Genomic DNA, 12,722 nt, shown 5'->3' on the forward strand with positions numbered 1-12,722 from the left:
GTATTTGGGTGTCTCTATTTTTTTTGATTGCTGGCAGAAATGAGACGATTCATGGGTGAGACCTCAGAATAGCGGGAAAAACCAAATCATACTATCGAAAGAGTCGGAAAACACATTGAACTCCGTAAGCATGTATGTGAAAATAGTAAATAACCAATCAGTCAATTGTTTTTCCCGATTTATTCACCAAACAAATCGACACTCGATGCAACAGCAGCTGTGTTTTCATTCATGAATGCAATTGTTGCGGGATTATCCGTAAAAGAGTAGGATAGTTTTGAAATAAGGCAGAAGAACTATCAGACGCTAACAAGTGATTTTTTATTTATAGAGGGAGCGGATTGAAAGTGAAAAACGCATTACTTGAAGTAGAACCAATCATTGTAGACGTGTTCCAACATTTACATACACATCCTGAAGTCAGTTGGAAGGAAGTAGAGACGACAAAGTATTTACAGCAACTGCTTGAAAAAGAGGGCTTTCAGGTGGAGACGTTCGAGGATTCAACGGGACTCGTCGTCACTGAAGGGTCAGGGGAGTATTGTGTAGGGCTTCGCACGGATATTGATGCTTTATGGCAAGAAGTGAATGGCATTTATCAGGCGAATCATTCATGCGGACACGACGCGCATATGTCGATAGCAGTTGGTGCGATGCTAGTTTTGAAAAAACTAGGATATCCGAAAACAGGTCGACTAAAAGGGATTTTTCAACCGGCTGAGGAAAAGGGGACAGGGGCTTTAGCATATGTGGAAAAAGGCGTTGTAGATGATGTCGATTATTTATACGGTGTCCATCTTCGCCCTATTCAAGAAATCGGTCATGGCTACTCGGCGCCGGCTATTATTCATGGTTCTGCAAAAATGATCAAAGGGTCTATCATCGGAACGGATGCACATGGAGCTAGACCGCATCTTGGGCAAAATGCCATTGAAGTGATGGCGTTACTCGTGCAAGCAATACATGCTATCCATATCGATCCCATGGTTCCACATTCGGCTAAAATGACAATGTTCCAGGCAGGCGGAGAGTCGGCGAATATCATTCCAGGAAATGCAGTGTTCAGTTTGGATTTACGAGCCCAGACGAACCCAGTCATGGACAAACTGATGCAACAAGTAAAGAAAGCGATTCACTCGGTTGCAGAGCTTTCCGGTGTTACTATCAATTTCGAAGTTATCGCTGAAATAGCGGCTGCAGAAGTGGATGAAAATGCGGTCGATATGATGGCTAAAGCAATTACGGAAACAGTCGGCGAAGACTATCTCGCGGCACCCATTGTTACACCGGGGGGAGAAGATTTCCACTACTACACGTTAAAACGTCCAAACGTTAAATCAACAATGCTAGGTCTTGGCTGTGACTTATCACCAGGTCTCCATCATCCAGAAATGACCTTTAATCATGATAGTATACTCACTGGAATAGAAATTCTCGTTCGAACAGTTATTCATTCGTTTGAAGAATTAGAAAGAAGGAACCAAAAATGACCGTTGTTATCCGGGAACTGACTACAATTGAAGATATAAAGCTTGTGCAACCTCTAGAACAATTAGTTTGGGGTGCATATGCAATTCCTGTTCACCAAACATTTACTGCCGCAAAAAACGGTGGGTTAGTCATTGGGGCTTTTTCGGGGAATGAAATCGTAGGATTTTCATACAGCTTCCCGGGATTTGCAAATGGAAAAACGTATCTCTGTTCACATATGCTCGGAATTCATCCAGACTATCAGCTGATGGGTATCGGAAAGCAGTTAAAAGATGAACAACTAAAATTAGCTGCTGAGATGGGATACGACTTAATCACGTGGACATTTGACCCGCTTGAGAGTCGTAACGCCTACCTGAATACAACAAAGCTATATGGTATTTGCAGTACTTATTTGGAAAATTGGTATGGAGAAATGGATGATGGACTCAATAAAGGTATACCAACCGACCGTTTTAAAATTGAGTGGTGGATTTCGAGCGAGCGTGTCGCAAGAAAGTGGAACCCACAAATTTCAAGATACGATCGACCGTTTACAGTCGGGCAGTCAGCAAAAGGAAACCCGATTCTGTTATTTGATGAAAAAGATATCCCAGCAAACAGTGAAGGTATCGAAATCCCTGTTCCAGAGCATTATCAGTTAATCAAAAAAAATGAACCTGAACTGGCACTTGATTGGCGAATGAAAATCAGAATGATTTTTCAACAGTTATTCGCTTCTGGATATGCATTAATCGGTGTCAACAAATCCACAGAAGGCGTTCACTATTACCAAGTCGTAAAAAGAGAAACAATCCCACTACCTACGACAACTGGAGGAGAATATAAATGATTATTAAAGAAATTAATATACGCAAAATGACAATGAGAATGAAACATCCGTTCACAACAAGTTTTGGAACGTTTCAAGATAAAAACTTTTTATTGCTTGAAGTGAAAGATGAACTTGGAAATACAGGGTGGGGAGAGTCGGTCGCATTCCACTCGCCTTGGTACAGCGAAGAAACACTTGAAACAAATCTGCATATGATTCGGGATTTCCTTATTCCAATTGTGCTTGGCAAGAAAATGGAACATCCGGACGAAGTGAGTGAATTGTTCGCAGCAATCCGTAAAAATAACATGGCAAAATCTACTTTGGAAGGTGCAGTTTGGGATCTTTATGCGAAACGAAACAAAATAACATTAGCACATGCACTAGGCGGAGAGCTCGACAAAATTGAAGTAGGTATCAGTATCGGTATTCACGACAACGTTGCTGACTTGGTTGAAACGGTCGGCGGTTTTATAGAAGAAGGGTACAAGCGGATTAAAGTCAAAATCAAACCTGGCTATGATATTAATGTGATTCGTGAGTTGCGCAAGAGTTTCCCTGACGTGCCATTAATGGCAGATGCAAACTCGGCTTACACATTGGACGATATTGAACTTCTAAAACAGCTGGACGAATTCAACTTGATGATGATTGAACAACCCCTTGCTTCCGATGATATTATTGACCATGCTAAATTACAAAAACAATTGAAAACGCCTGTCTGTTTGGATGAAAGTATTCATTCGCTTGAAGATACACGGAAAGCTATCGAACTAGGTAGTACGCAGATCATCAACATCAAAATAGGGCGCGTTGGCGGATTGACAGAAGCTAAGAAAATTCATGATTATTGCATGGAGAAAAATATTCCTGTTTGGTGCGGTGGAATGCTGGAATCAGGAATTGGACGTGCGCATAATATAGCGCTTACGACACTTCCAAACTTCATTCTACCGGGGGATACAGCTGGTTCATCCCGTTACTGGGAAGAGGACGTTATTACGCCTGAAGTGGTTGCAATAGATGGCTATATTACGGTCCCGAAAGCTTATGGCATCGGGTACGAACCAAATCTGGAAGCGATGGATAAGTTCACAGTTGAAGAAATGCATTATAAAGCTGAATAACTATATATGCTCAACACATTAATCCAGGCTCATGGCGAGAGGCATCCCCAAAGCGCCAAGCGATCTATAATCCATACTCCGAATTCCGAATTCCATGGAAGTCTTTATTTTAATATAAATAGATCCTTAACAGCTAAAAATCTGCGGGGAAGAGTTGCTATCTTTACATGGACAAGTAATAAAGTAACAGCCGGATAAATAGATTCTGAAATCTGATAAATGCTTGACAATTTAGTTTTATAGTGTATGATTGTTTAAAATCAACAATAACTGAACGGTGATGAAGGATTAGTATGCGGATACATGTTGTGATAGAGAGTGGGATTTATCAGCTGGAAGATCCCTCCACAACAAACCGCTGAACCTGCCTTCGTAGTCCTATGCCAAAACATAGGCGCAAACTTCGGCGTTATGAGGATAAGCGGGATGTGTTCACAAACATCCAATTATGGTGGTACCGCGGAAACTAAGCCCTTTCGTCCTTAATAACAGGACAAAAGGGCTTTTTTGTTATTCGAAAAGGGAGAAAGGTGAGAGATTTGATGAAAAAACAACGGATAGTCGTAAAAATAGGCAGCAGTTCGTTAACAAATCACAAAGGCGAAATTGATCAATTGAAATTTATCGATCATATCAAGGCACTAGCTCAACTTCATCAAGCAGGACATGAAGTACTTGTCGTTTCTTCGGGTGCGATAGCGGCTGGGTTCGCTGGGTTAGGTTATCCATCAAGACCTTTAACCACTAAAGGAAAACAGGCCGCCGCAGCAGTGGGGCAAGGCTTATTAATGCAATCTTATATAGAAAAATTCAGTGTACATAACATTATTCCAGCTCAAATTTTATTGACACGAACTGATTTTTCTAATCGTGAAAGCTACAAAAATGCGCTTGCGACCTTGACAGAGTTAATAGAGCGAGGAATTTTACCGATTATCAATGAAAACGATACTGTCTCTGTAGAAGAATTGACGTTTGGCGATAATGATATGCTATCTGCTTTGGTCAGTGGTCTTCTCCATGCGGATCAGTTGATTATATTAACGGACATAAATGGTCTTTATGACTCGAATCCTCGTACAAATTCGTCAGCTAAGCGCTTGGATTTTGTGAATGAAATTTCGGATGCTCACCTGGAAATTGCTGAAGACACAGGGTCGAAAGTCGGTACAGGGGGTATGAAGTCTAAACTAATGGCTGCTAAAACAGCTACTTCACTAGGTGTTTCTGTCTTTATTGGAACAGGTGAAGGTTCGGACAAATTACTGGAGATTTTGCAGGGTGATGGGGATGGAACTTATGTCTCCAATGCAGGTTACACAAAAATCAATACAAGGAAGCAATGGATAATCCTACATTCTGAATCGACAGGTAAGCTCTATATAGATCAAGGTGCTGAAGAAGCTCTATTGAATAATGGGAAAAGTTTATTGCCGGCAGGTATTTTTAAAGTGAATGGAACTTTTGGAAAAGGGGATGTAGTGGAAGTCTTTGGTTTGAATGGCATGTTGGGGAAAGGAGAAGTAAGTTATTCTTCCGATGAGTTGTTAAACAGAATTGAAAGTAGACAAAAGGATAGCGCGATTGAATCATTCCCTGTATCGGTGGAAGTGATTCATCGTAATCGTTGGGTTAAAGTTTAGAAATGAGGAGTGTGTAACATGGGAGAAGTAAGAAGAAAAGGTCAGATTGCGAAAGAAACAAGCTATTCACTAGTGAACATTACAACTGAAGAAAGAAACCACGCACTGGGATTGATTGCCGAACAACTACTGGTGGATCAAGAAATGATTTTGGTTGAGAATAAGAAGGATTTGAATGAAGGGAAAGAAAATGGGCTAAGTGAAGGGGTTTTGGATCGTATACTACTCACCAACGATAGGATTCAAGGCATGTCCAATGCTATTCGTTTGCTAATTGACTTAAAAGATCCAATCGGAGAAACGGTAGAGACCATAGAGAAGGATAACGGATTGCATATTAAAGTGAAAAGAGTGCCAATCGGTGTTATTGGTATGATTTATGAAGCTAGGCCAAATGTTACGATTGACGCTGCGACTCTGTCACTTAAAACTGGTAATGCTGTCATTCTTCGTGGAAGTTCTTCCGCTAAACATTCGAATAAAGTACTTATAAAATCAATACACACAGCACTTGAACACAGCAAAGTCCCGAAAGAATCTATTCAGCTGATTGAAGATACAAGCAGGGAAACTGCAAAAGAACTTTTCAAGCTAAACGAATACTTGGATGTGCTTATTCCAAGGGGTGGCAAGAAGTTAATAGAGACAGTTATTCGAGAGGCGACGGTCCCTGTCATTCAAACAGGAGCAGGAAATTGTCATATATATATTGATGAAACAGCGGACCAACTAATGGCCGAAGAAATTGTGATAAATGCAAAAGTTCAACGTCCATCTGTTTGTAATGCAATTGAAACGATTTTAGTGCATGAAAAATGGTTTGAAAGATATGGAAAAGAGTTAATTAATAAACTTCAGATTAGTAATGTGGAAATACATGGAGATGAAACAGTTGTCAGAGATTGTGAAAATGTTCAGCTGGCATCTGAACAAAATTGGTCAACAGAATACTTGGATTTAATGATCAATGTAAAGTTGGTAAGGGGGCTTGAAGAAGCCATATCTCATATCACTCAATATGGAACAAAGCATTCCGAAGCGATTATTACTAATGACGAACAAAACGCTACAAAATTCTTGAATTATGTGGATGCTGCTGCGGTTTATCATAATGCATCTACCCGATTTACGGATGGTTTTGAATTCGGGTATGGCGCAGAAATCGGTATTAGTACACAGAAATTGCACGCTAGAGGACCGATGGGATTAAAGGCGCTGACGACAACAAAATTCGTCATTTACGGAAACGGGCAAGTAAGGGCCTAATTGAACCCTTATTTTAGGGAATTAGGAAAAGCCACGGAGTGATCTCCGTGGCTTATTTCAATTCCAAATGTTGTTTTAGGATGCTTGACACTTCTTGCAATTCTATGTCATCCATCATGTAATACCAAATTCCACCATTCAATCGTTGACCTCCGCCTTTTTCAAAATGCAGCTGTTCTACTTTGACTGCGGCATCTCGATAATTCTTCTGGACGTCAACCATTTCATCGAATGTCATATTCGTCTTAATATTTTTACCCAATGAGTTGAATACAGTTCGGTAATTCAACAGACTTGTCATAGAGGTCCCTTCACGTAATATACCTTCAATGACTTGTTTCTGACGATCTTGACGCCCGAAATCACCATTAGGGTCATCTTTTCGCATCCGTACATATGATAAAGCCTCTTCACCGCTTAACGTGATTTCACCAGCTGCATAATGAAATGAGTCTTGTGTGAAGTCAAATGGGTTAGACACTTGAACTCCACCAACGGCATCCACAATGGTTTGGAAACCTTCCATATTAACTTCTGTTGCATAGTCAATCGGAATATCCAACAAATTTTCAACCGAGTCCATCGACATCTGAATACCGCCAAACGCATAGGCATGATTAAGCTTATCTGAAGTTCCATGACCGACAATTTCCGTATACGTATCACGTGGTATACTAATTATTTTAGTTGTCTTCAATTTGGGATTCACTGCGAGCACAATTATCGTATCTGAACGTCCTTTATCGCCTTCTCGTTCATCTACACCTAAAACGAGAACCGAAAATGGATCCTGTTCATCTAAAACAACAACTTCTTCACGTTTTTCAGATACCTCTCGGTCAATTGGTTTATGCATATCTTTAAGTGTTGATGTCAAGTCTAAAAAGACACTTAACGCAAATCCGCCAATAATAAGAACAACTATACCGGTTATCCATGGCCATTTTTTTCGTTTCTTTATCTTCTTGATATTTGAACGAGTCAACTATTTACCTCCAATAACAGACATGTTTCTCTAGTATCAAGTTACATAATCAATGGATAATAAAACTTCACAGTAGTATGTCTCTTTTCGATCAATCGATACATTTGGGGCATGTATTACATACTTGTGGATGTTAGAGAATATAATTCGCATCAAAAAAACTACTCAGTCTATAAAGGGTATGTGATAGCTTATAACTCGCAAAGAGGATAATAGGATAAGAAATCAGCTGAATTTCATCCTGGGCGGCTATGTCCACATCTACTCCGGTTAAGTTTAGGATTAGGCCTTTTTTGAATTGACTGAATTATCTATCCGACTTGGTCCTTGTTCACCCTTTGTACAAAAATATTCATTATTGAACCTTTTGTATGAGCAAGTTAGGGCTTATAATAGACTTATATTAGAGAAGGAGTTGTAGGGCTTGAAACTTATTTCGAAATTTGCAACAAAGATTGTCGTCCTTGTCCTCTTAGTCGTGGGAACAGCAGCAAGTGTGGGGTGGTATGTCTTTGATGCAGATAAAGGAATTGAAATCACATTTTCAGAACTTGAAAATATTATCCAAGCCGAAAAAGACAATTCAGTCTCCCTTAAAGAATCGTCTGATGGTACTTTGTATGTAAAGACGGATGACAAGCAATACATCGTCCAAGTTCGTCCTCAAAGTCAATTAGTCGAACAACTTGTAGAAAAATATCCTATTTCATATAAATATTCCACTCCAAATTCCTTTGGCAGTTTGATTTTGTGGGCTTTGTTCATATCATTTTTAATTACTATATTCATTCTTCATAAAAAAGGGAAGATTGGTGTCGGTGCGTCTTCCATGAAAAATAGCGCGGCTAAAGCTACTCCACTACCCGATATTACAATGCAAGATATTGGTGGACTTTCAGAAGAAATGAAGGAAGAGATTTTACAGACATTATCCATTGTGAAAGATCCAAAACGATCTTCACAAGTAGGTATTGAACCACCTAAAGGAATTCTGTTATATGGACCTCCTGGAACCGGAAAAACTTTGCTTGCACAAGCAATTGCAAAAGAAATTGGTGCGACATTTTATTCATCCAGTGGTTCGGCTTTTACGGAATTATTTGTTGGAGTTGGTGCATCACGCATACGCTCACTATTTGAGAATGCAAGAAAGCAAAAGCCAGCAGTCATTTTTATAGATGAAGTCGATGCGCTTGCCGGTAAACGGAAAACGCATGGCGGCGAAGAATCCGAAAAAACATTAACGGAATTACTTGTGCAGTTAGATGGTGGAAATAATAATGATGGTGTGCTGTTTATAGCGGCAACGAATAGAAAAGACATGTTGGATGAAGCATTTCTTCGTCCAGGTCGTATTGATTATTCTTTCCAAGTACCTTTGCCTGATATGACGGGTAGAAGAGAAATTATTGATATTCATACGAGAGGTAAGCTCTTAACAGATGAAGTCTTTGCTTCATTGGACATTCTAGCGGAAAGTACGTCAGGATTTTCTGGTGCAGAGCTAAGTTCGCTTTTCAAAACTGCCAGTAGAAGAGCAATCCGTGATGGGCGAGAACAAATTGATAAAACAGACCTTGATTTTGCGATTGATCGCACCATTTTAGGCAGTGCCTCCCGATCTATGAATGATCCGGTAACAAAAAGAAGAGTAGCCATTCATGAGTCTGGGCATGCGTTAATAGCAGAACTAACAAAACCTGGTTCTGTACGAAAGGCGACAATTATTCCGCGAGGACAAGCTCTTGGATATGTCGCGCCGATTCAGAAGGAGCTTCACTTGTCCACGTATAGTGAACTACTAGACCAAGTCAGCATGATCCTAGCGGGTGGAGTTGCCGAACGGGTTTATCTAGGTGAGCACAGTATCGGTGTGGGCGGAGATGTCCAACAAGCGAAAGAAATTATTGAGCAAATGGTAGATACAGGATTACTTCAAGACGGTTTTAGGTTAACCTTTAATAAAGTTGAAAAAGAAGCAAAAATGCAACTTCTATTTGAGGATGCGCTTCGCAAGACGGAAAGCCTCATTGCCGGACATGCACCAGAATTTAATGAATTAGTTGAAGCATTAATGCAGAAAGAAACACTTGACGGTTTAGAAATTCAACAAATTGTCAGTAGCAGTGTTGCTAAACTGGAAATGTGCTAATCAAAAAAGAAGAGACATTCGTCTCTTCTTTTTTAGGTTCTTGGAATCGATAGATTGCATGTTGCTTCAATTTAACTTCATCTGTAATAGGGACAGACTATGTTGTATGTTACCCGACCGATCATATCCAAAAATAATCTCCATAATCTGATGCATGCAGCGAGTAGTTCGTTCTAAATTATCTCCGTTCCCTCTACAGTGTAACAAGGCATGAAAATGGGGGAGATAATCTATGTTAATAGATGGGGTTTTTTCAGGGGGAGGTTTAAAAGGATTTGCATTAGTAGGGGCGTATCAAGTACTAGAAGAAAAGGGATACAAATTTCAGCGTGTAGCAGGAACGAGTGCGGGTGCAATACTTGCCTGTTTCATAGCTGCGGGGTATTCTGCGAAGGAAATTGAAATTATGTTGGATGAACAAGATTTCCAGGTACTTCTTGATCCGCGAAAAACAATTATTCCCTTACAGCTAATGAAATGGTTTCAGCTGTATTGGCGGCTTGGCTTATATCAGGGCAAAGCTTTGGAGAATTGGTTCTTAGAAAAGTTAGCGGAAAAAGGTGTGTATACATTTGCAGATTTGCCACCCGGATCATTGAAACTGGTTGCCTCAGATTTAACGAATGGTAAGATGATTGTTCTTCCTGACGATTTAAAATGGTATGGACTATCAGAAGCAACCTTTCCAATTGCACGTGCTTTACGAATGAGCTGTGGAATTCCTTTCTTCTTCGAGCCTGTAAGATTGAAAGTTGGGTCAGGTGATACAATCGTTGTTGACGGGGGAGTGTTAAGCAATTTTCCGATGTGGATATTTGAAGACATGGACGGAAAAAAAGAACGACCAGTCCTAGGTCTCAAGTTAAGCCGCAACCAGGAAGAAATGCCAGGGCATAAAATCGACAATGCATTGGATTTGTTCGAGGCACTCTTTTCAACGATGAAAAATGCACACGACGAAAAGTATATTTCGCGCAAACATGAAAAAAATATTATTTTCATTCCAGTTGATGACTATAGTGCAACACAGTTTGATTTGGATGAAGAAACAAGAGTAGCCCTTATAGAAGCGGGACGTATCCATACAGTTAAATTTTTAAAAACCTGGTAAAGAACAAGGAAATGCTAGCTCCCTGAATACGGGAAACTGGCATTTTTTATACTATAGTTCTAAGAATACCCAATTCTAAAAATATGACTTACTTACCAAATGTCTATGTCATCACATTCACACACCTCTAATTGGTATATATGATGTGACTGATTACTATTAACACTAGAATTCCCGCTACAGGAATATAGAATGACAAGTGAAAAGTGAGGCAAGCTAGGATTTAGCTAATAACTCATTTGATGTGTCATCCTTCAACATATAATATATAACTAGGAGGATGAATATGGATTACAGTAGAAAAAAATACCCCCATAAGAAGAAGCAGCAACCAAATATTCTCTTCTTAATGGTTGATCAGGAACGCTTCCCATCTGTCTATGAAACAAAAGAATTGAAGGAATGGCGAAAAGAAAATCTAGTTGCGCAAGAATTTTTGCGGAAGAATGGTATGGAGTTTTTCAATCATTATGCTGGTAGCACCGCTTGCTCTCCAAGTCGCGCAACATTATATACAGGGCAATATCCTTCTCTTCATGGAGTTACTCAAACTCCTGGAGCTGCTAAGGAGTCGTTTGACCCGGATGTATTTTGGCTTGATCCAAACACTGTTCCAACGACGGGGGATTACTTTCGAGCTGCAGGATATGATACCTTTTGTAAGGGGAAATGGCATGCGTCAGACGAAGATATCTTAATCCCCGGTACGCATAATGCTTTACCCAGCTATAATCCAATGAATGGAGTTCCTACTAAAGAAAAAGAAGAATTATATGAAAAAGCGAACCGTCTTGACTCTTTTGGATACTCTGATTGGGTTGGTCCGGAACCTCATGGGTCAAACCCGCGAAATTCCGGTTCCTCTGCGGGAATAGGCACAAGTGGTCGGGACGAAGTGTATGCAGCAGAAGCAGTAGAGCTGATCAAATCGCTAAATGAAATTTCAACATGCACGAAAGACGAGACACCTTGGTTTATAAAGTGCTCCTTCATAAATCCCCATGATATCGCGTTATATGGTGTGCTATCCGCTATTTCCCCGAACTTTAACTTTGAAGTCGACCCAACACTTCCGTACATCCCACCAGCTCCGACAGTAGGGGAGTCGTTGTTAACTAAACCATCAGTCCATGAAAGCTATCGTGTTACGTATCCTAAAGCATTGCAGCCGATAATTGACAACAATTTTTACCGCCAATTGTATTACAGCTTACAAAAAAAGGTCGATGATGAAATGCTAAAAATCTTATTGGCCCTTCAAAACTCGAGTTTCTATGACAACACAATTGTTGTATTTACATCTGATCATGGAGAACTACTGGGCGCACACGGCGGCCTCTATCAAAAATGGTATAACATGTACGAAGAATCGATTCATGTTCCATTGATCATTCATAGTCCAGCTCTATTCAAGAGAGCTAAATGTACAGATATGCTTACAAGTCACGTCGACGTACTTCCAACATTGCTGGGACTAACGGGAATAAACGTTGACTTAATTCGAGAAAAGCTTTCAAAAAATCACACGGAAGCACTTCCATTAGTTGGTCGGAATTTGACGCCTTTACTTTATGGGCATAAAAAGTTTTTTGGTGCAAATGAACCGCTCTACTTTATGACAGATGACAATGTCTTCAAAGGTTTACAACAAACGAATGCCATCACAGGCAAACCATATAAAACAGTAGTTGAGCCAAGTGACATCGAGGCGGTGATCACCAGGCTTGAAACAGGGAAAGATAATACTGAAGAAATATGGAAATTCGCACGTTATTTTGACAATCCCAAGTTTTGGACGGTTCCAGGCAATAGCGATACAGTCATAACCGAACAAGATGGCTACCGCGTCCCAGTGACAAAAACAGAGCCAGTCCCGGAGCAATATGAACTCTACAACCTCACAAAGGATCCGTTAGAAAAAACAAACCTAGCGGATCCGGTATTTGCAACAATAGAATCTGCCATTACTCAAAGCGTGTTAGCGAGGATCCTTGAGGAACAATGCCGTCAAAAGAGACTGACACCAACGAGTGGAGAAGTTCCGGGGATGCCGGGGTGTAGTCTTGATGTGGAATAACTAGTCATTAACTAAAACGCGCGTTAACTGTATCAAAAAAGCCAGCAACTCGACGG

Annotated in this window: 9 protein-coding genes; 8 read left to right on the forward strand and 1 reads right to left on the reverse strand. The window is 40.2% G+C overall.

The genetic code is table 11. The features are described 5' to 3' along the window. Positions 1-347: 347 nt before the first annotated feature. The 5 genes from AC25Y6_RS04610 to AC25Y6_RS04630 all read left to right on the forward strand — a co-directional run bounded on the left by AC25Y6_RS04610 (position 348) and on the right by AC25Y6_RS04630 (position 6,341). Positions 348-1,490, forward strand: coding sequence for a M20 peptidase aminoacylase family protein (locus tag AC25Y6_RS04610; protein WP_488142181.1), 1,143 nt, complete (start codon positions 348-350; stop codon positions 1,488-1,490). After that, positions 1,487-2,323 carry a GNAT family N-acetyltransferase gene (locus AC25Y6_RS04615; protein ID WP_488142182.1) on the forward strand — a complete coding sequence of 279 codons (837 nt, stop codon included), beginning with the start codon at positions 1,487-1,489 and terminating at the stop codon, positions 2,321-2,323. Before AC25Y6_RS04610 ends, AC25Y6_RS04615 begins: the two co-directional genes overlap by 4 nt. Then, complete coding sequence (gene menC, locus AC25Y6_RS04620) at positions 2,320-3,432, forward strand: o-succinylbenzoate synthase (RefSeq protein WP_488142183.1); 1,113 nt, start codon at positions 2,320-2,322, stop codon at positions 3,430-3,432. The genes AC25Y6_RS04615 and menC overlap by 4 nt, the downstream gene beginning before the upstream one ends. Positions 3,433-3,974: 542 nt before the next feature. Continuing rightward, positions 3,975-5,075, forward strand: coding sequence for a glutamate 5-kinase (gene proB / locus AC25Y6_RS04625; protein ID WP_488142184.1), 1,101 nt, complete (start codon positions 3,975-3,977; stop codon positions 5,073-5,075). A gap of 18 nt (positions 5,076-5,093) precedes the next feature. Next, positions 5,094-6,341, forward strand: a complete 1,248-nt coding sequence (locus tag AC25Y6_RS04630; protein ID WP_488142185.1) for a glutamate-5-semialdehyde dehydrogenase — start codon at positions 5,094-5,096, stop codon at positions 6,339-6,341. 52 nt (positions 6,342-6,393) lie between these two features. Here the strand turns inward: AC25Y6_RS04630 and AC25Y6_RS04635 are convergent, their stop codons facing one another. After that, positions 6,394-7,326 (reverse strand): LCP family glycopolymer transferase, encoded by a 933-nt coding sequence (locus tag AC25Y6_RS04635; protein ID WP_488142186.1) that lies wholly within the window; start codon positions 7,324-7,326, stop codon positions 6,394-6,396. A 424-nt stretch (positions 7,327-7,750) separates the two neighbouring features. Between AC25Y6_RS04635 and AC25Y6_RS04640 the strand changes: the two genes are divergently transcribed. From AC25Y6_RS04640 to AC25Y6_RS04650, 3 genes are all read left to right on the forward strand, one after another. Beyond that, positions 7,751-9,478, forward strand: a complete 1,728-nt coding sequence (locus AC25Y6_RS04640; RefSeq protein WP_488142187.1) for an AAA family ATPase — start codon at positions 7,751-7,753, stop codon at positions 9,476-9,478. Positions 9,479-9,710: 232 nt separating this feature from the next. Beyond that, a complete protein-coding gene (locus AC25Y6_RS04645) occupies positions 9,711-10,589 on the forward strand; it encodes a patatin-like phospholipase family protein (protein WP_482105238.1) in 879 nt (292 codons plus the stop codon). 286 nt (positions 10,590-10,875) lie between these two features. Next, a complete protein-coding gene (locus tag AC25Y6_RS04650) occupies positions 10,876-12,666 on the forward strand; it encodes a sulfatase family protein (protein WP_488142188.1) in 1,791 nt (596 codons plus the stop codon). Positions 12,667-12,722: the final 56 nt, after the last annotated feature.

The organism is Sporosarcina sp. Y1004 (genome assembly GCF_057669665.1).